The organism is Micromonospora sp. CA-263727, from assembly GCF_050942455.1.
Lineage (GTDB): Bacteria > Actinomycetota > Actinomycetes > Mycobacteriales > Micromonosporaceae > Micromonospora.
In genome coordinates this window covers 3,629,006-3,648,427 of sequence record NZ_CP192031.1, presented here as the reverse complement: position 1 = coordinate 3,648,427, position 19,422 = coordinate 3,629,006, and the positions used below count along the sequence as shown (strand labels likewise).

At 75.4% G+C, this 19,422-nt stretch carries 15 protein-coding genes; 6 read left to right on the top strand and 9 right to left on the bottom strand.

Features of this window, described 5'->3' with window-relative positions:
- Positions 1 to 56: 56 nt before the first annotated feature.
- The 3 genes from lnt (at position 57) to ACQPYA_RS16100 (ending at position 3,160) form a co-directional block, all read left to right on the top strand.
- Entirely contained in the window at positions 57 to 1,694 is a 1,638-nt protein-coding gene (gene lnt / locus ACQPYA_RS16110) for an apolipoprotein N-acyltransferase (RefSeq protein WP_433533510.1), read from the top strand.
- A gap of 16 nt (positions 1,695 to 1,710) precedes the next feature.
- A complete protein-coding gene (locus tag ACQPYA_RS16105) occupies positions 1,711 to 2,517 on the top strand; it encodes a polyprenol monophosphomannose synthase (protein WP_433527903.1) in 807 nt (268 codons plus the stop codon).
- Positions 2,518 to 2,611: 94 nt separating this feature from the next.
- Entirely contained in the window at positions 2,612 to 3,160 is a 549-nt protein-coding gene (locus ACQPYA_RS16100) for an FxsA family protein (RefSeq protein ID WP_433533509.1), read from the top strand.
- A 57-nt stretch (positions 3,161 to 3,217) separates the two neighbouring features.
- On the opposite strand, the gene ACQPYA_RS16095 is transcribed toward ACQPYA_RS16100, so the two are convergent.
- From ACQPYA_RS16095 to ACQPYA_RS16080, 4 genes are all read right to left on the bottom strand, one after another.
- Positions 3,218 to 3,559, bottom strand: a complete 342-nt coding sequence (locus tag ACQPYA_RS16095) for an RNA polymerase-binding protein RbpA (RefSeq protein ID WP_046564157.1) — start codon at positions 3,557 to 3,559, stop codon at positions 3,218 to 3,220.
- 247 nt (positions 3,560 to 3,806) lie between these two features.
- A complete protein-coding gene (locus ACQPYA_RS16090) occupies positions 3,807 to 4,019 on the bottom strand; it encodes a hypothetical protein (protein ID WP_433527902.1) in 213 nt (70 codons plus the stop codon).
- Between the two features lie 6 nt (positions 4,020 to 4,025).
- Complete coding sequence (locus tag ACQPYA_RS16085) at positions 4,026 to 4,700, bottom strand: response regulator (protein ID WP_433527901.1); 675 nt, start codon at positions 4,698 to 4,700, stop codon at positions 4,026 to 4,028.
- Positions 4,697 to 5,974, bottom strand: a complete 1,278-nt coding sequence (locus ACQPYA_RS16080; RefSeq protein WP_433527900.1) for a sensor histidine kinase — start codon at positions 5,972 to 5,974, stop codon at positions 4,697 to 4,699. The genes ACQPYA_RS16085 and ACQPYA_RS16080 overlap by 4 nt, the downstream gene beginning before the upstream one ends.
- A gap of 191 nt (positions 5,975 to 6,165) precedes the next feature.
- On the opposite strand from ACQPYA_RS16080, the gene ACQPYA_RS16075 reads away from it, so the two are divergent.
- Together ACQPYA_RS16075 and ACQPYA_RS16070 are read left to right on the top strand one after the other, a co-directional pair.
- Positions 6,166 to 6,663, top strand: coding sequence for a PH domain-containing protein (locus ACQPYA_RS16075; RefSeq protein ID WP_433527899.1), 498 nt, complete (start codon positions 6,166 to 6,168; stop codon positions 6,661 to 6,663).
- A complete protein-coding gene (locus ACQPYA_RS16070; protein ID WP_433527898.1) occupies positions 6,660 to 8,156 on the top strand; it encodes a PH domain-containing protein in 1,497 nt (498 codons plus the stop codon). Before ACQPYA_RS16075 ends, ACQPYA_RS16070 begins: the two co-directional genes overlap by 4 nt.
- 118 nt (positions 8,157 to 8,274) lie before the next feature.
- On the opposite strand, the gene ACQPYA_RS16065 is transcribed toward ACQPYA_RS16070, so the two are convergent.
- The 5 genes from ACQPYA_RS16065 to ACQPYA_RS16045 all read right to left on the bottom strand — a co-directional run bounded on the left by ACQPYA_RS16065 (position 8,275) and on the right by ACQPYA_RS16045 (position 17,174).
- Complete coding sequence (locus ACQPYA_RS16065; RefSeq protein ID WP_433527897.1) at positions 8,275 to 9,456, bottom strand: hypothetical protein; 1,182 nt, start codon at positions 9,454 to 9,456, stop codon at positions 8,275 to 8,277.
- Between the two features lie 58 nt (positions 9,457 to 9,514).
- The gene (locus ACQPYA_RS16060; protein ID WP_433527896.1) at positions 9,515 to 10,642 is read right to left on the bottom strand and encodes a LacI family DNA-binding transcriptional regulator; all 1,128 of its coding nucleotides are present in this window, start codon (positions 10,640 to 10,642) and stop codon (positions 9,515 to 9,517) included.
- Complete coding sequence (locus ACQPYA_RS16055) at positions 10,639 to 13,086, bottom strand: glycoside hydrolase family 3 C-terminal domain-containing protein (RefSeq protein WP_433527895.1); 2,448 nt, start codon at positions 13,084 to 13,086, stop codon at positions 10,639 to 10,641. The genes ACQPYA_RS16060 and ACQPYA_RS16055 overlap by 4 nt, the downstream gene beginning before the upstream one ends.
- 265 nt (positions 13,087 to 13,351) lie before the next feature.
- Entirely contained in the window at positions 13,352 to 14,569 is a 1,218-nt protein-coding gene (locus tag ACQPYA_RS16050) for an ROK family transcriptional regulator (protein ID WP_433527894.1), read from the bottom strand.
- A 256-nt stretch (positions 14,570 to 14,825) separates the two neighbouring features.
- Positions 14,826 to 17,174: a TIM-barrel domain-containing protein gene (locus ACQPYA_RS16045; RefSeq protein ID WP_433527893.1), complete on the bottom strand. Its 2,349-nt coding sequence runs from the start codon at positions 17,172 to 17,174 to the stop codon at positions 14,826 to 14,828.
- A gap of 162 nt (positions 17,175 to 17,336) precedes the next feature.
- Here ACQPYA_RS16045 and ACQPYA_RS16040 point away from each other — a divergent pair, with 162 nt between their 5' ends.
- On the top strand, positions 17,337 to 19,394 hold the full coding sequence (locus ACQPYA_RS16040) for a beta-galactosidase (RefSeq protein ID WP_433527892.1): 2,058 nt from the start codon (positions 17,337 to 17,339) through the stop codon (positions 19,392 to 19,394).
- Positions 19,395 to 19,422: the final 28 nt, after the last annotated feature.

The following is a 19,422-nucleotide window of genomic DNA, read 5'->3' as shown; positions in this document are numbered from 1 at the left end:
GGATGTGACGGGGGCGGCCGGGTAGCCTTCGCCCCGTGATCCCGCCCGACTCGCCCGTGACGACCGTGGACCGTGCCGCCGCGCCCGTGCCGCCGGGCCACCCCGAATCCGGTCTGCGTCCGATCCGCCTGCCGGTGGCCGTGGCGATGGCGGTGGCCGCCGGGCTGGCGTTGCTGGTGGCGTTCCCGCCGTACGGGTGGTGGCCGTTGGCGCCGGTGGGGGTGGCCCTGTTGGCCGCCGCGACGCACCGGCGGCGGCTGCGGGCCGGCGCCGGCCTGGGTTTCCTGACCGGGTTGGCGCTGTTCGCGCCGCTGCTGTCGTGGACGAACCTGCACACCGGCTACCTGCCGTGGGTGCTGCTGTCGCTGCTACAGGCCGGCTACCTGGCGCTGCTGGGCCTGGCCACGGCGTGGGTGTCGCCGCTGGCCGACCGGTTCGCGGCGGCGTGGCCGGCGTTGACCGGTGTGCTGTGGGTGGGGCAGGAGGCGCTGCGCGACCGTACCCCGTTCGGTGGTTTCCCATGGGGGCGGCTGGCGTTCAGCCAGGACGGGTCGCCGCTGCTGCGGCTGGCCGCGCTGGGCGGCGCGCCGCTGGTGACGTTCGCGGTGGCGCTGACCGGCGGGCTGCTCGCCGCCGGGGCCTGGTGGCTGGTCCGGGCCCGCCGGGGCACGACCGGCGGGCGGTGGTGGGCGCCGGCCGCCGGGTGTGCCGCGGCGGTGCTGCTGGTGCTCGCCGGCGGTCTGCTGGTGCCGGTGGCCGCGGCCCGGCCCGGTGACGCGGTGACCGTGGCCATCGTGCAGGGCAACGTGCCTCGGCTCGGGCTGGACTTCAACGCCCAGCGGCAGGCGGTGCTCGACAACCACGTGAACGCCACGATCGAGTTGGCCGCCGAGGTGGCCGTCGGCACCCGGCCCCGGCCGGACCTGGTGGTGTGGCCGGAGAACTCCAGCGACATCGACCCGCTGCGCAACCCGGCCGCCGGGGCGCGGATCTCCGCCGCGGCGGACGCCGTCGGCGTGCCGATCGTGGTCGGGGCGGTGCTGGTCGGGCCGGAGCAGGGGCAGGTGCGCAACGCGGGGCTGCTGTGGCGCCCGGGCAGCGGCCCCGACCTGGAGCAGCTGTACATCAAGCGGCATCCGGTGCCGTTCGCCGAGTACGTGCCGCTGCGCGACGTCGCCCGGATGGTCAGCAAGCAGGTCGACCGGGTCCGGTCGGACTTCGTGGCCGGCGCCGAACCGGGCGTGATGCGCACCGGCGCGGTGGTGCTCGGCGACGTGATCTGTTTCGAGGTCGCCTACGACGGGCTGGTCCGCGACACGGTTCTCGGCGGGGCGCAGCTGCTGGTGGTGCAGACCAACAACGCGACCTTCGACGTGGCCGAGGCGCGCCAGCAGCTGGCCATGGTGCGGTTGCGGGCGGTGGAGCACGGGCGGCCGGCGTTGATGGCCTCCACGGTCGGCGTGTCCGGGTTCGTCACCCCGGACGGGCGGGTAAGCGATGCCACCGGGTTCAACACCCGTGCCGTCGTGGTGCGGCAGCTGCCGCTGACCGAGGGGCGCACGCTGGCCACCCGGGTCGGGGTGCTGCCGGAGGTGCTGCTGGCCGGGCTCTGCGTGGTCGCGTTGGCCGGGGTGGCCGTGCTGCGGCGCCGTCACGGTGGCCGGCCCGCGAAGGCGGCCGACCGCCCGGGGTGAGGGGGGGGCAGCGGTGATGCGCAGGACCGACATCCGTCCGGCGGTGACCGGGGTACCCGGGGTGGGCCGGGTGCTGGTGGTCATCCCGACCTACAACGAGGCCGACAACGTCACCGGGATCGTGCGGCGGGTCCGCCAGGTCGCGCCGCAGGTGGAGATCCTCGTCGCCGACGACAACAGCCCCGACGGCACCGGCCGGATCGCCGCGGGTCTGGCCCGCGCCGACCAGCGGGTGCACGTGCTGCACCGGGAGGGCAAGCAGGGGCTCGGCGCGGCCTACCTGGCGGGGTTCGCGTGGGCCCGGCAGCGTGGTTTCGACGCGGTGGTGGAGATGGACGCCGACGGCTCGCACGCCCCGGAGGACCTGCCGACGCTGCTGGCTGCGGCCCGCGACGCCGACGTGGTGATCGGGTCGCGGTGGACCCGTGGCGCCCGGGTGGTCAACTGGCCGCTGCGGCGGCTGTTGCTGTCGCGCTGCGGCAACCTGTACGCGCGCCTGGCGCTGGGCATGCCGGTGGCCGACGCCACCGGCGGCTACCGGGTCTACCGGGCGGGCGTGCTGGACGCCCTGGACCTGGAGTCGGTGTGCTCGCAGGGGTACTCGTTCCAGGTGGAGCTGTGCCGGTTGGCGCACCGGGCCGGGGCGCGGATGGTGGAGGTGCCGATCACGTTCGCCGAGCGGGAACGCGGGGCCAGCAAGATGAGCCCGCTGATCGTGGCCGAGGCGCTGTGGCGGATCACCAGCTGGGCGGTGAGCGACCGGCGTACGGCGGTGCGGCGCGGATGGCAGGGGGGCGGCGCGGGTCAGGCGCGGTGGCCGTGAGCCGGAACGTGTCATGCTGGACGTACGGGACGGGACGGCTGCGCCCTCCGGGCGGGCCGCACACATCGAGGCGCCGTGGGGCGGATGGGGTGATATGCGCCGAGCACTGAGGTTCGTACCGTTGGCCCTGCTGGCTTCCGTGGTCGCGGAGCTGGCCGTGTTCGTGGTGGTGGGCCGGGCGATCGGCTTCGGCGCGGCGACACTGCTGGTGTTCGCGGCCTCGCTGTTGGGGCTGGTGTTGCTGCGCCGGGAGGGGATCCGGGCGTGGCGGGGGTTCCGGGAGGCGGCGCAGTCCGGTCGGCCGCCGGGCCGCGAGGTCACCGACGGGCTGGTGGGTCTGCTCGGCGCGCTGCTGCTGGCCACCCCGGGGTTGCTCAGTGGCCTGGTGGGGCTGGTGTTGCTGGTGCCGCCGGTGCGCCGGCTGGCCCGTGGCGGGGTGCAGCGGTCCGCCGAGCGCCGGGTGTCGTCGATGGCCGCCGGTGATCTGTTCGGGCCGCGCCGGGTACGGGTGTACCGGGGCGCGCCGCAGCAGCCGGGGGATGCCCCGCCCGCGCAGCCGGCCGGCGCGGCGGCGCAGGGGACCGCTGGCGGGTCGGCGGGCGGCCAGGCCATCGAGGGTGAGATCGTGGAGCCGCGCGGCTGAACGCACGAGACGGCGCCCCCGGGAGAACCTCCCGGGGGCGCCGTCTCGTGCGGTGGGTCAGGCGCGACCGCGGCGGGTGCGAACCTCCTGCAGCCGCTCGGCGAGGATGTCCTCCAACTCGGCGATCGACCGCCGTTCCAGCAGCATGTCCCAGTGGGTACGCGGCGGCTTGGCCTTCTTCTGCTCCGGCTCGCTGCCGTCGACCAGCCGGGCGACGCTGCCGTCGAACTTGCATTCCCAGGTGGTCGGCACCTCGGCGTCGACGGCGAACGGCACCTCGAACTGGTGACCCTTGGCACACAGGTACTCGCGGGTCTGCCGCGGCGCGAGCTCCGTGTTGCGGTCGGATTCGTAGCTGACCGCGCCCAGTCGGCTACCGCGCAGCATACGCTCGCCCATGATCGACTTCCCCTCTTTGGTGGTGCTGGTCCTGTCGGTGTAACGGTCCGCCTGCGCCGGGCCATTCCCGCGGCCACGCCTTGGCGGCCCGCTCCCGCGGGTGCGGTGTCAAGGGTAGCTGGCCATGGCGTACGCCCGACGGGGTCGCCCCGGCCGGGTCGTCACGGCGGACCGTCGCCGCCAGCGGGAATGGTAACCGGCCGGGTCACCCGCGCGGGCACGCTGGTCGGTGACGCGCCGTGGCAGGTCAGCCGACCGGTGGGGTCGGCGGCAACGGCAGCGGCAGCCCGGGCAGCCCGTCGACGCTGGTGGCGATGTCGTCCTTGCCGGCGAAGTAGGCGTCCAGCGACACGTCGTCCTCGCGGGCGAACCGCCGGGCGTGCAGGTCCCGCTCGGCACGGCACAGCCGGGCGGAACACCACCCGCAGCGACGGCAGGCGCGCTCGACAACCGGCAACACGCTTGCTCAGTCCTCGGCGGCGTCGTGGGCCAGCAGGGCCAACTGGATGCGGTTGGTGAACTCCAGCCGGGCCAGCGCGCTGGACACGTACGCCTTCACCGTGCCCACGGAGAGGTACAGCCGGGCGGCGATGTCGGCGTTGGACAGCCCGGCGGCGACCGCCCGGGCGACCTCCTGCTCCCGCTCGGTGAGCAGCGCGAACCGTTGCCGGGCCCGCTGCCGGCGGGCGTCCGGCGGACCGCCACCGGCGGCGACCCGCTCGATGAGCGTCCGGGCGACGGTGGGGGAGAGCACCGGCTCCCCGGCAGCGGCCCGGCGGACCGCGTCGACGATCCGTTCCGGCGGGGTGTGTTTGAGCAGGAACCCGGCCGCGCCGGCCCGCAACGCCTCGACCACGGTGACGTCGGCGTCGAAGGTGGTCAGCACGATGACCACCGGCCGGTGTCCGGCCCGGCCGGTCACGCCGCGGGTCGCCGCGATCCCGTCCAGCAGCGGCATCCGCACATCCATCAACACCACGTCGGGACGGGAGCGGGCCACCGCGTCGGCGACGTCCACCCCGTCGGCCGCCTCCCCGACGACCACCAGGTCCGGCGCGCCGCCGAGCATCAGCCGCAGCCCGGTACGCACCAACGCGTCGTCGTCGACGAGGAGTACCCGGATGCGCTCGCCCGCCGTCACGCCGGCCAGGATAGCCGGGCGGTCAGGCGGAACGACCCGTCGGTGACGCCGTGTTCGACGGTGCCGCCGTCGAGGGCGACCCGTTCGGCCAGCCCGGTCAGGCCGGCGCCGGCACCCGGCCCGCCGCGTGAACCCGACGGCGCCGGGTTGCTGACCGCCACCGCCACACCGGAGCCCGGAGCGGCGTCGACGCGTACCTCGACGGGCGCGCCCGGCGCGTGTTTGCGGGCGTTGGTCAGTCCTTCCTGGACAATGCGGTAGACGGTGCGCTGGGTGGCCGGCCGCAGCGTCTCGGCGGTGCCCGGGGCGCAGACCATCTCGAAACTGACCCGCTGCCCGGCGGCCCGCGCCTCGGCGACTAACCGGGCGATGTCGGTCAGCCGTGGCTGCGGTGCGGCCGCCGGGTCCTGCGGGCCGCCGTCGCGCAGCACGGCGAGGACCTCGGCCAGTTCGTCCAGCGCCTGCGCGGCGGCATCCCGGATCACCTCCGCCGCCTCGCGGATCTCGTCGGCGGCCAGCGGCACCGCCGCGCCGGCCTGCGCCGGGGCCGTGCGGTAGGCCAGGCCACCGGCGTGCACGCAGAGCAGGGAGATCCGGTGGGCGAGCACGTCGTGCATCTCCCGGGCGATGCGTTCCCGTTCGGCCCGGCGGGCGTCGGCCAGCCGCCGCTGGTGATCCTGCCGCTGCCGGTCGGCATCACGGCGCAGGCCCAGGATGAGCTGGCGGCGGGCCCGGGTGGTCATCCCCCAGCTCAGCGGCACCAGGAATGCCACGCCGGTGAAGGCCATCGCCACCGACCTGCTGGTGCCCGGCGGCTGGTGCAGCGCGGCGAAGTGCAGCGTCGGCGCCAGGTAGGCCACGGTGACCAGGGACGCCGGCAGCCAGTCGCGTCGGATCGCCACGGTGAACACCGCCACCATCGACGCCCCGAGCGCGGTGCCGGCCAGCATCAGCGCCGGCACCAGGGCGATCGCCAGCGCCAGCGGGAAGCGTCGCCGCCACCACAGGGCCAGGCAGGCCGCCGCGCCCACCCACGGGTCCACCGTGAGCATCCAGGCCGGTGTCGCGTCGGCGTAGTACGGCGGCTGGTCCGCCCACGTGTTCAAGCCGAGCAGTGCCGCGCCGGTGAACAGCAGGACGTCCACCAGCCAGTCGCGGGCCGTGCGGCGCGGTCGCGGCCGGGTCGGATCGGGCTCGGCCAACTCCGCCGGCAGCAGCCAACGCGGCGCCCTTGTGCCGGCCGGTCGGGGCGTCCGCTCGCTGCGTTCGCTCATGCCGGCACTACGCTGCGCTCCGCCATGAGACACCACCGCACGGCGCTGACGATTCGCTCGCTCATGCGGCGAGCCTAGACAGTGACCATGCCCGCTCGCGGTCGCCCATCGGCCACCGGAGGTGGCCACCTGGCCAGCTTCCTGGCCGGATGGCAGGTGTCCGGGCCGGAACCGTCGCACAGGATGGGGTGATGACGAGTTCGGCAGTCGGGTTACGCCCGCCGCGTCACCGGGTGCGGCGGCGGGCGATCGGATGGTGGACGGCCCGCTCGCTGCTCGGTGCGGCGCCGCTGCTGGGCGGTCTCGGTGTGGCGTACACGCTGGTGCCGGCGGCCCGGCCGACGCTGGGGCCGGCGCTGGTCGTGGTGGCCGTCCTCGCCGCCGGCCACGCCGCCGTCGTGCCGACCTGGCGGTACGCGGTGCACCGGTGGGAGACCACCGACGAGGCGGTGTACGCGGCCTCCGGCTGGTTCGTCCGGCAGTGGCGGGTGGCCCCGATGTCCCGGATCCAGACCGTCGACCGGGTCGCCGGCCCCCTGCAACAGCTGTTCGACCTGGCCACGGTGACCGTGACCACGGCCTCCGCGCAGGGACCCGTGAAACTGGTGGGGCTGGCCGCCGACGAGGCGGCCCACACCGCCCGGCAGCTCACCGAACTGGTCCGCGGCACGCCCGGGGACGCGACGTGAGCGGCGAGGTGCCGTGGCAGCGGCTCGACCCCCGGGTGATCTGGGTCGACGCCGTGGTCAGCCTGCTCTCGCTGGCTCCGGCGGGGCTGGCCGTGTGGGTGTTCGGGGTGGAGCCGCGACTGTCCACCCTGTGGCCGGCGCTCGTGGTCGCCGCGTTCGGCGTGACCGGCGCGACCCGGGACGTGCTGCGCTGGGTCAAGACCCGCTACCGGGTCACCGGGGATCGAGTGGAGTTGCGGACCGGGCTGCTGGTGCGCGCGCACCGGTCGGTGCGTCGGGAGCGGATCCGCAGCGTCGAGGCGACGGCGTTGCTGCGGCACCGGCTGGCCGGCCTGCGGGTGCTGACCGTCGGGGCGGGCCTGCCCGGCAGCGGCGCCGAGGCCGCGCTGCGGCTGGACGCCGTGTCGGCGACCACCGCCGAGCGGCTGCGCCGGGAGCTGCTGCGCGGCGACGTCGACGCCGGCCCGGACGCCGCCGCGGACGACGGGTCGCGGGTGTACGCCCGGATCCGCTGGTCGTGGATCGTGCACAACGTCGCCAACATCTGGGCCTTCGTGATGGCCGCCGGCCTGCTCTGGGGCGGATTCTGGACCGCGCAGGCGTTCGGGTTCGACCCGGTCGGCGCGATCGGCGGGCTGGTCGACCCGCGGTCGCTGGGCACCGGCTGGTCGATCGCGCTCGCGGTGTCCGCCACCGGCGTGCTCGGCGCGTTCGGCCTGGCCTGCGCCTTCGTCGCCGAGAACTGGGGCTTCCGGTTGGCGCGGGTGCCCACCGCCGCCGGCACGGTGCTGCGCACCACGCAGGGACTGCTCAAGACCCGGGCGGTCGACCGGGACGACGACCGGCTACGCGGCGTGCAGATCGCCGAGCCGGTGCTGTGGCGGTGGATGGGCACGGCGGACACCGACGTGGTGACCACCGGTCTGAGGATCTGGAGCCTCAGCCCGGCCACCACCATCCTGCCCCGCGGCCCGGTACGGGTGGCCCGCCGGGTGGCCGCCGCCGTGCTCGACGCCGAACCCAGCCCGTTCGAGGCGCCGCTGCGCGGCCATCCGCCCGCCGCGTTGCGCCGCCGCCTCGGTTGGGCGGTGACGGTGACGGCGGTGGTCACCGGCCTGCTGGCCGGGGCCGGCGGGCTGTTCGACGCCGTGCCGGACGCGGCGTGGCTCGGTGGGCCGGCGGTGTTGCCGGTCGCGGTGGTCGCCGCGGTGCTCGCGTACCGGTCGTTGGGCCATGCCGTCTGCGGCGACTACCTGGTGGTCCGGTCGGGGCTGCTGAGCCGCACCACGGTGGCGTTGCGCGGCACGGCCGTGATCGACTGGCAGCTGCGGCAGAGCGTGCTGCAACGCCGGCTCGGGCTGGTCACGCTCACCGCCACCACCGCCGCCGGCTACGGCCGGTACGCCGCGATCGACATCGCCGCCCCTGACGCGGTGACCCTCGCCGAACAGATCCGCCCCGGCCTCCTCAGCCCCTTCCAGCCACCCCCCTGACCCCACCCCCTCCACAGCCGCGATCTCGCGCTTCACGTCGCCCCAGATGACCGCAAGGGCGCATGACGGCGAGCCGAAGTGCAAGATCGACGACGACGGGGGGCGGGGGTGAGGGGGATCAGGGGGGTGGCTGGGTGGAGGTCAGCCGGGTCAGGGCGGTGGCCAGGTCGCCGACCTGGGCGGCGAGCTGGGCCACCCGCTGGCGGGCCTCGTCGCGGTCGGCTTCGGCGGCGCGTAGCCGTACCGTCAGCTCCGCCAGCCTCTCCTCGGAGGCGCTCGCCGCGGCCAGGCCGGCGCGCAGCGTCTCCGCCTGCGCGATGGCGGCGGCCAGTTCCTCGGCGGCCCGCCGCGCCGCCGCCTCCGCGGCGCCGCGGGCGGTCTCGGCCTGCGCCCGCTCCTGTTCGGCCCGCGCGGTCCCGGTCCGGGCATGGTCGGCGGCGGCGCGGGCCTCGACCGTTTCCGCCCGGGCCTGCTCGGCAACGGCCCGGGCCTCGGCGGCCAGCGACCGGGACCGTTCGGCCTCACCGCGGGCGCGCTCGGCGGCGGTCCGCAGCTGTTCGACCTCGGTACGGAGCTGCGCGGCGCGTTCGCCGGCTTCGGCGGCGGCCTGCCCGGCGCGCTCGGCGGCGGCCCGCGCGGTGTCCCGCTCGGTGATCAGGTCGGCGGTTCGGCGGCGCTCGGCGGCCAGGTCGGCCTGCACGGTGGCCAGCTGCGCGCGGGCGGTGTCCCGGTCGGACTCGGCCTGCGTCCGCAGCGCCTCGGCGGCGGCGGTAGCCCGTCGGGCCTCGTCGCGGGCCACCTCGGCCCGCTCGGTGTGCTCGGCGGCGGCGCTCGCCCGGTCGGCGGCGGCGGTGGCCTCGGCCCGTGCGGCGTCGCGCTCGGCCGTCGCGGTCTGCGCCTGCCGGCGGTCCCGCTCGGCGCGGGCGGCGGCGTCCTCGGCCGCCCGTAGCGCCTCGTCCCGTTCGGTCTGCGCCGCCGCGACCTCGCCGGCCGTCTCCGCGCGGACCTGGGACAGCTGGCGCTCCACCCCGGCCGGGGAGAGTTCGGCGTGCAACGCCTCGGTCAGCGTCTCCACGATCTGGTCGAGCCGGTCCACCGCCTCCCAGGTGCGGGCCACCTGCCCGGGCAGGCCGGGGGCGTTGCGGTGACGCATGCGGCTGTTGCGGGAGGCCCGCTGACAGGCGCCGTCGTTGTCCCGGCAGTACCGGAACGGCCGGCCCGCGCCGACGCGCTGCGGCACGTCGCGTCCGCAGTGGGCACAGGGGCGCAGGTCGGCGGCGGGGGCGGGCTGGACGTCCATCGAAGCGGCAGTCTAGTGGCCCGGTCCCGCCCTCCGGTGGGCGGCGGGACCGGGCCGGTCAGCCCGCGACCCGGGTCGCGGCCGGGCCCGCCACGCCACGGTGCCCGGCGGTTGTGCCGTCGGGCACCGTGGCGTGTCCGGCGTCCCGGTCGTGGGGTGCGGCGGCCGTGCTGTCGCGGACGGTCAGCCGGGGTTCCAGGAGCGTGACCTGCGGCACCGGCTCCTCGCCCAGCTTGCGCATCAGCAGCGTCACGGCCTGCCGGCCGATCTCCTCGGCGGGCACCGGCACCGAGGTGAGTCGGGGGCTGGCGTGTTCGGCGAACTGGTCCGGGCAGACGGCCACCACCGACACGTCGTGCGGCACGCGCCGGCCCAGGGCGGCCAGCGCCGCCTGCACCGGACCGACGGCGGCCTCGTTCTGCACCACCAGCCCGGACAGGTCGGCATGCCGGGCGAACAGCTCGACCACCCGGTGGTGTACGTCGGCGGCGTTCTCCTCGCACGGCATCGTCACCGCGTCGACACCGTGCCCGGCCGCCGCCTCGACGACGCCGGCCCGGGTGCGGTGCGCGAAGCCGGTGCCCCGGTCGTAGACGGCGGCCGGGGCACCGAGCAGGGCCACCCGCCGGTGCCCCAGCCCCGCCAGGTGTTCCACGCACACCTGACCTGCCCGGTGGAAGTCCAGGTCCACACAGGTCAGACCGTCGGCGTCGGCGGGCAGCCCGATCAGGACGCTGGGCCGACCCAGCTCGCGCAGCAGCGGCACCCGGACGTCGTGCAGTTCCACGTCCATCACCAGGACCCCGTCGACCAGGGCGCCGGCGGCGATCCGGCGCAGCCCTTCCGGGCCCTCGTCGGAGGTGAGCAGCAGCACGTCGTGGTCGTGGCGGCGGGCCGAGGTGACCACGGCCGTGGCGAACTGCATCACCACCGGCACCTGGATGCCCGAGCGCAGCGGCAGCACCAGGGCGATCACGTTGGAGCGCCGGCTGGCCAGGGCCCGCGCCCCGGCGTTCGGGTGGTAGTTGAGCAGCCGGATGCTGGCCAGCACCCGGTTGCGGGTCACCTCGGAGATGGCCCGTTTGCCGCTGAGCACGTACGACACGGTGCTCACCGCGACACCCGCGTGCCGGGCCACGTCGGCGATGGTGGGCTGGCCGGACGGGATGCGTCCGCGCCCGGTCACCGGGCCCCGCTCGCGGTGTGCAGCCGGGCCCGCCGCTCGGCGGGTTCGCCGCGTACGGCCACGGCGCCGACCAGCCGCACGTCGGTCGCGGAGCGCCCGACCAGCACGGTGTGGATGGCGTCCTCCACCACGTGGGCGGCCCGGTCGGCGTCCCACCAGGACAGCTCGGCGGTGCGCAGGCGCAGCGTCACGGTCCGGCGCTCGCCCGGGGCGAGGGTGATCCGGGCGAAGTCGCGCAGTTGCCGCAGCGGCTGCTTGACCCGGGACCGGCGCTGCCGGGTGTACAGCTGCACCACCTCCTCGCCGGCCCGGTCGCCGGTGTTGGTGACCTCGACACTCACCTGCACCTCCTCGCCGACGGTCACCGCCGCCGCGCTCAGCCGCAGGTCGGCGTAGTCGAAGCGGGTGTAGGACAGGCCGTGCCCGAACGGGTACAGCGGGTCGCCCCGGTAGTACAGGTAGGTGGAGTCGGCCCCGATCACGTCGTAGTCGAGCAGGTCGGGCAGCTCGGCGGCGTCGGCGTACCAGGTCTGGGTGAGCCGGCCGGCCGGCTCGGCGTCGCCGAGCAGCACGTCGGTCAGGGCGGCGCCGTGCTCCTGTCCACCGTGCGACGACCAGAGCACCGCCGGCAGGTGGGCCTGCGCCCAGCCGAGGGCGTACGGGTAGCTGCTGGTCACCACCAGCACCGTGCGGGGGTTGGCGGCGTGCACGGCGCGCAGCAGCGCCTCCTGCCGGGCCGGCAGGGCAAGGTCGACGCGGTCCTCGGTCTCGCGTCCGTTGACCATCGGATGGTTGCCGAGCGTCACCACCGCCACGTCGGCGGCGGCGGCCAACGCGGCGGCCTCGGCGGTGCCGTCGGTGCCGAGTTCGATGCCGAAGGCGGTGCCGGCCTGCGGCCCGTCGCCGTCGACCCGCAGCCCTCCGTCGGTGTCGACGGTGACGTACCGGTCGGTGGCCAGGTGGCGCAGCAGCACGGTGCCGTCGGGCAGCGGGTCGAACTGGAAGGTTTCCCGGACCACCCAGCCGCCCGGCCCGGGGCGGTCGTTGACCAGCGCGCCGCCGTCGTCGGCGCCGACGTGCCGGCCGTTGCCGACGGCGCGCAGCGCCACCGTGTCACGGCCCCAGTCGTCGACGTCGAACCAGGTGGCGTCGGCGTCGACGGTCAGCGGGCCACCCTCGGCGGTGGCCGGGCAGCCCACGTACCGCTCGCCCACCCGCAGCGCGATCCGGTCGCTGCCGGAGTGGGTGGTGACCTCCGGCAGCCGGCCGGCCAGGCCCTGGTGGGTGGTCACCTGGTACGGCAGGGTGCCGCTGTACCAGTCCTCGTACACCACGTCGGCGAGCGGGCCGAGCACGGCGACCCGCAGCCCGGGGGCGAGCGGGAGCAGCCCGGTGTTGCGCAGCAGCACCACGGACTGCCGGGCGGCCTCCCGGGCCAGCTGCCGGTGGGCCGGGCAGTCGACGACGTCCGGTGTGGTGGCGGCGTACGGGTCGGTGTGCGGCGGGTCGAGGTCGCCCAGGCGCAGCCGGATGGTGAGGATGCGGCGGACCGCCCGGTCCACGTCGGAGGGGGTGATCAGCCCGCGTTCGAGGGCTTCGGTCAGGCGTTGCCGGGTTGGTGTGCTGTCGGTGTCGTCCTCGGTGAAGCTGTCGATCCCGGCGCGCAGCGCGGCGGCGAACCCGCTGACGTGGTCGGGCAGGTGCTTCTGCACACCGGCGATGTTGGTCACCGCGCCCGCGTCGCCGACCACCAGCACCTCGCCGGGCGCCCACCGGCGCAGCTCGCTGTCGATCAGCGGGCTCAGGTGCGCCGGCACCCCGTCGACCAGGTTGTACGAGGCCATCGCGCCGACCGCCGCGCCGGCGGCGAGGGGTGCGCGGAACGCCGGCAGCTCGTACTCGTGCAGCACCCGGGGCGGCAGGTCGCTGGAGGTGGTGGCCCGGTCGGTCTCGTTGTTGTAGCCGAGGAAGTGTTTGACCGTGGGGGCGGTACGCAGCCGTTCGGGATGGTCGCCGCGCAGCCCCTCGGCGTAGGCGGTGGCGAGCCGGCCGGTCAGCCACGGGTCCTCCGACCAGCCCTCCTCGTTGCGTCCCCAGCGCGGGTCGCGCAGCGGGTTGACCACCGGCGCCCACACGTTGAGGCCGACCCGTTCGGGGTCGGCGTGGTGTTTGGCGCGCACCTCGTCGCCGACGGCGGCGCCGACGGCGCGTACCAGGTCGGGGTTCCAGGTGCTGGCCAGGCCGATCGCCTGGGGGAAGACGGTGGCCGGGCCGAGCCAGGCGACGCCGTGCAGCGCCTCGGTGCCGGTGCGGAAGCCGGGCAGGTCGAGCCGGGGCACCGGGGCCTGCCACTGGTGCAGCAGGCCGATCTTCTCCGGCAGGGTGAGCCGGGCCAGCAGGTCTTCGACGCGATCACGCGGGGAGGGCGTGGTGGGGTCGGTCATGGTGGGCTGCCTTCCAGTGCCCGGCGCGCCGGTGGTCGAAGCGCTTCGACGACGGAGGGCCGAGCGGCATCGCAGGTCATGGTGGGGTGACGGTCGTCGGCCCGGACGCTGGCGAAGCGCTTCGACAAACCGCGAGAAGCAAGCCGCCCCGGGTGCCCGAACGGAGCGGCTTGCTTCGAGGTTGGCACCCGCGACGGATCCGGTCAAGACTCGGGCGGTGGTGTCCGCGCCGCGGGCGCCGGCCGGGCGTGGCGGCGCGGGCGGGTCAGCCCGCCGGCAGCCGGCCGGCCTCGACGGTGGCCAGCGCGGCGGTCGCGCCGCCCAGCGCCGCCGCGGTCTCCAGCGTGGAGGCGTCGAGGCGGCAACCTCCGGCGCCGGGGGCGAGGGTCCGTGCGGCCAGCTCCGACCGGGCCGCCGGCAGCAGCCAGGGCGCCAGGGTCGCGAGATGGTCGCCGAGCAGCACCGCCTCCGGGTTGAGCAGGTCGGCCAGGATCGCCACGCCGCGCCCGAGGTGCCGGCCGGTGTCGGCCAGCCCGCTGCGCACGCCGGGGTCGTCCTGCCGGGCCAGGGCCACGATCCGGTCGAGTTCCGGCAGGTAGTCGGTGATCGGGCCGTCGGCCTCGGCGTCGGGCAGCAGCCGGCGTACCACCGCGGGGAGCCCGACCAGCGCGGTCAGGCAGCCCCGGCCGCCGCAGGCGCAGAGCGGGCCGGCCGGGTCGAGGGAGACGTGGCCGATCTCGCCGGCGAAGCCGCGTCCGCCGCGCAGCAGCCGGCCGGCGGCGATGATGCCCGCGCCGACGGTGATCCCGCCGGTCAGGTGCACCAGGTCGGCGGTGCCCGGGTACGCGCCGTGCCGCTGTTCGGCCAGGGCGGCGAGGTTGGCGACGGTGTCGACGCCGACGGCGAAGCCGGGCTCCCGCAGGGCGGCGCGCAGCTCGGCGGCGACGGGCACGTCCCGCCAGCCCAGGGCGGTGGCGAGCGGCACCGCCCCGGCCGAGTCGACCAGCCCCGGTACGCCGAGGGTGAGGCCCAGGACCGTGCGGCCCTGGGCGGTGACCCGCCCGATCGCCCGGCGGGCCAGCGCGGCCAGCGCGCGCACCGTCTCGGCGGGGGAGACGGTGCCGGCGGCGAAGGCCCGCCGCCAGGTGAGCAGCCGGTTGCCGCCGAGGTCGATGGCGACCGCGACCAGTTCGTCGGCGCCGATCTGTAGACCCAGGGCGGCGTACGGTTCGCCGTCGAGCACCAGCATCGTCGCCGGGCGGCCGACCCGGTTCTCGGTCAGTCCGGTCTCGCGTACCAGCCGCTGCTCGATCAGCTCGCTCACCAGGCTGGAGACGGTCGCCTTGTTGAGCCCGGTCCGCGCGGCGATGTCGGCGCGGGAGCAGGGGGCGTGCAGGCGTACGTGCCGCAGGACCACCGCGCGGTTGGCGACCCGTACGTCGCCGAGGTCGGTCGGCTGCGGTTCGTTGTGGATGCTGATCACGATCTGCCCGCTCCCTGCGCCGGCGTCGCGGCGCGCGTCCATCATCGCGTACCGCGGTCACGGCGGCGATCATGCCGTGCGGGCCGCCGGCACGCCCTGTCCCGTGGGACGGATTACCGTCGATTAATTTGTTCGGGTCCCCAACTAATCCTAGCCCGGCGCTCCTGCTCCGCAAGCCCGCCCTCGGGTGCGCCGTACCCCGACCCCGTCCCGCGCGGCACCCGACTCCGTCCAGACCGGGTGCCGCGCGGGACGGTCAGCCCTCGGCGGGGAAGAACCCCGCGAAGGGCACGACGGTCACCACCTCGCCGTTCAGCAGTGACCGGGCCGGCAGGTCGGCATCGCCGACCCCGGCAAGGACCAGCTGCCCCACCTGCAGCGGTCCCCGCGTCCGGACCCGCAACTCCGCGCCGTCGCGGATCGCCTCGATGATCGTGTCGCCGTCCACGTCGTGCACCACCGTCCGCCCGTCGACCGCGCCCCAGCTGACCAGGGTGACGTCCCGGAACGGGCCGTCGTCGACCGTGGCGCCCGGCGCGACCAGCGGCACCAGGGCGCCACGGCGGACGAACAACGGCATCCTCGACAGCGGCACCGCCACCGGCAGGTGCCGTCCGCCGGCATGCCGCTGCCCGGTCCCGGCGTCGATCCAGTCGTCCCCGACCGGCAGGTAGACGTCGCGGCGGCCGGACGGATCGGTGACCGGCGCGACCAGCAGGTCCGTCCCGAGGCGGTACTGCAGGTCGGCGGTCCAGGCGGTCGGGTCGTCCGGGGTGTCGACCAGCAGGGCGCGCATCATCGGCGCGCCGGTGCGGGCGGCCTGCACCGCGGCCGACCAGAGGTACGGCATCAGCCGGTAGCGCAGCCGCAGCGCGGCCACCGCGTGGCGTTCCGCCTCGGCCGGGAAGTCCCAGGGCAGCCGGCTGGTGGTGCCGTGCAGCCGCACCAGCGGGGAGAGCGCGCCGAACTGCGACCAGCGGACGTAGAGGTCCGGTTCGGGGACGCCGTGGAAGCCGCCGGTGTCGTGGCTCCAGAACGGCACCCCGGACAGGCCGTGGCACAGCCCGCCGCGCAGCGTGCTGGCCAGCGCCGGCCAGGTCGCGTTGACGTCGCCGCTCCACTGCGCGCTGTGCCGCTGCCCGCCCAGGTACGACGAGCGGGCCCAGACCGTCCGGTGCCCGGCCACCTCCTCGGTGACCTTGGCGACCACGTCGTTGAAGAGCAGGGTGTACACGTTGTGCAGCTCGACGCCGGTCATCCCGTTGTGGGCCACCGCGTCGGCCGGCACCCCCTCGGCGAAGTCGGTCTTGAACACGGCCACGCCCTGCTCCAGCAGCGGCCGCAGTAGCCCGGTGAACCAGTCCACCGCGGCCGGGTTGGTGAGGTCCACGATGGCGCTGGCCGGATAGCTGCCGTGCCACACGTCGGCGACGTACGTCTGCCCGTCCGGCCGGCGCAGGAAGAAGCCGGCCCGTTCGGCGTCGGCGTACCGCGGGCTCTGCGTCATCAGGTACGGGTTCATCCAGAGGCAGACCCGGAAACCCTGCTCGGCGAGGATGCGCAGCATCCCGGTCGGGTCGGGGAAGGCCTCGGCGTCCCAGCGCAGGTCCGACCAGCATCCGGCCAGCTGCCAGTAGCAGTCCAGGTGCAGCACGTCGCAGGGGATGTCCCGGGCCCGGATGAGCCGGGCCCGCTCCAGCACCTTCTGCTGGCTGTCCGGGTAGAAGCCGGAGGAGATCCAGGCGCCGAAGGCCCACCGGGGCGGCAGGTAGGGGCGACCGGTGAGGCCGTCGAGGCGGTCCAGCACCTCGGCGGGGCTCGGTCCGGCCAGCACGTAGTAGTCGAGCAGGTCGTCGGGGACCAGGATCTGCACCGCGCTGTGGGTGGACTGGCAGACGTCGAACTGCACCGGCAGCCCGCTGTCGACCAGCACCCCGTAGCCGCGGTTGGACAGGTAGAACGGCACGTTCTTGTGCGAGCGGTCGGACTCGCTGCCGAAGGCGTCGAAGTTCCACATCAGGGCGCGCTGGCCCCGCTTGTCCAGCGGGGTGAACTTCTCGCCGAAGCCGACGAACCGTTCGTCGCCCGGCGCGACGAAGCTCTCGTGCCAGGCGACACGTATTCCGTCGGCGGTGGAGTGTCCGAACGGGAGGGTGCGCCGCCGGCCGCTGATGTCGACGGTGCCGGAGTCCTGCTCGACCAGCACGGCGCCGTCGGAGCGCAGGAACCGGATCCGCCACGGGTCGAGGCGGACCTCGGCGACCACACCGCCGCTGGCCACCCGCACGTACCGGTCGTCGACGGTCACGGTGGCCGGGTGGGCACGCGGGTGGACCAGCGGTACGGCCCGGGCCGAGCGGCTGCGGGCCTGGGCGTCCTCGGCGAGGCGTACCCGGATCACGCCGTCGCCGGCCGCGTCGATGCGGACCACCGCCGTCACGCCGTCGGCCAGCGCGGCCTTGAAGGTGGCGCCGTGCGGGTCGGCGCCGGCGACCTCGGCCCGGCCCACCAGGGCCACGCCGTCCTCGCCGGGGGTCCGGACGGGCAGCTCGGGCGGGTCGGCAACGAAGGTCTCGTACGGCACCAACGGTGGTCGGTACGGCATCAGGGTCTCCTCGACGACGGCACGGGCGGTGTCGCCAGTTTCTTTAAATACCCAACGAAATGTCAACGATGTTCATCGATTCCGGAACTATCGGTTGGCGTTGACATGGGCAAAGCCCCTCCATAGTTTGGATGCCTATCCAACTAAATTGGCGGTGGTGGCATGTGGAGCGACGGTCCGCTCTGCTACGGCGGTGACTACAACCCGGAGCAGTGGCCGGCGCGGGTGTGGGCCGAGGACGTCGCGCTGATGCGCCAGGCCCGGGTCAACCTGGTCACCGTCGGGGTCTTCGCCTGGTCCCGGCTGGAACCGGCCCCCGGCCGGTACACCTTCGACTGGCTCGACCAGGTGCTCGACCTGCTGCACGCCGGGGGCATCCGGGTCGCCCTGGCCACCCCCACGGCCTCCCCGCCGCCCTGGTTCTCCCTCGCCCACCCGGGCGCGCTGCCGGTCACCGCCGACGGGGTCCGGCTGCACCACGGCAGCCGGGACACCTACTGCGCCGCCGCACCCGCCTACCGGCAGGCCGCCCGACGCATCGCCGCCGCCCTCGCCGACCGGTACGCCCACCATCCGGCCCTCGCCCTGTGGCATGTGCACAACGAGTACGGCACCACCTGCCACTGCGAGCACACCGCCCGGGCGTTCCGCCGCTGGCTGACCACCCGCCACGGCGACCTGGCCACCCTCAACGATGCCTGGACCACCAGCTTCTGGAGCCAGCACTACTCCGACTGGGCCCAGATCAGCACCCCCCGGGCCACCCAGTACCTGGCCAACCCCGGCCAACTGCTGGACTTCCGCCGGTTCTGGTCGGACACCCTGCTCGCCGCGTACGCCGAGCAACGCGACCTGCTCCGCGCGGCGAACCCGGCGATCCCGATCACCACCAACTACGTCCTCGGCGACTGGGTGCCGGTCGACCACGCCCGCTGGGCCGCCGAGGTGGACGTGGTCGCCGTCGACCACTACCCGTCGGCGGTCGACGTCGGCGCGGAGGAACAGACCGCGCTCGCCGGCGACCTGGCCCGAGGCTGGGCCCAACACGCCGCCGCCTGCCGCCCAGCCCCCGCCACCGCGGCAGGCCGCGGATCACCGGCCGTCCCCGATCATGGCGCACCCGCCGCCCCGGCCTGGTTGCTGATGGAGAGCGCCCCCAACCAGATCCACACCGCCGGCCGGATACACGCCAAGGAACCGGGGCGGATGCTGCGGCACAGCCTCGCCCACGTCGCCCGCGGCTCCCGCGGCGCGATGTTCTTCCAGTGGCGGGCCCCCACCGGCGGCGCCGAACGTTTCCACTCGGCCCTGGTGCCGCACGCCGGCCCGGACAGCCGGGTCTTCCGCGAGGCGGTCGAACTCGGCGCGGCGCTGGCACGGCTCACCGAGGTCGACGGGCGCGTCGAGGCGTCGGTGGCGATCGCCGTCGACGCGGCCAGCGGGTGGGCGCTGCGTCACCCGGGTCTGCCCTCGACCCGGCTGGACCACCACGAGGAGGTCGCCGCCGCCCACCGGGCCCTCTGGCATGCCGGCTACGGCTGCGACACCGTCACCCCCGGCGACCCCCTCGACGGGTACCGGCTGCTCGTGCTGCCCGCCCTCTACCTGGCCGGTGACGCCACCGCCGACTGGGTACGCGAGTACGTCCGGGGCGGCGGCCACCTGCTGGCCACCTACCTCAGCGGCGCCGCCGACGAGCACGCCCGGGTCCGGCCCGGCGGCTACCCGGGCGCCCTGCGCGACCTGCTCGGCGTGCGGGCGGAGGAGTTCCACCCGCTCGCCGAGGGCGACCACATCCCGCTCGCCGGCGGCGGGACCGGACGGATCTGGGCCGAGACCCTGCACCTGGCCGGGGCGGACGCGGTCACCTCGTACGCCGGCGGGATCCTCGACGGGCGCCCCGCGGTCACCCGACACCGCTGGGGTGCCGGAACCACCTGGTACGTCTCCACCCGCCCCGACGAGGACACGTACCGCCGGCTGCTCGACACCGCCGCCCGGGCCGCCGGCGCCGCCCCCGTCCACCCGGACGCACCCGCCGGCGTCGAGGCGGTACGCCGCCGGGGCGAGCGCGTCAGCTGGCTGTTCCTGTTCAACCACACCGACCGGGAACAACGCGTACCGGCGCGGGGCGTGGAACTGCTCACCGACGCCCCGGTCGACGCGGCGCTCGCCCTGCCGCCCGGCGGCGTCGCCGTGCTCCGCGAATCCGGGACCTGAGGTGGGCGTCGAGCTGGATCTGCGATCG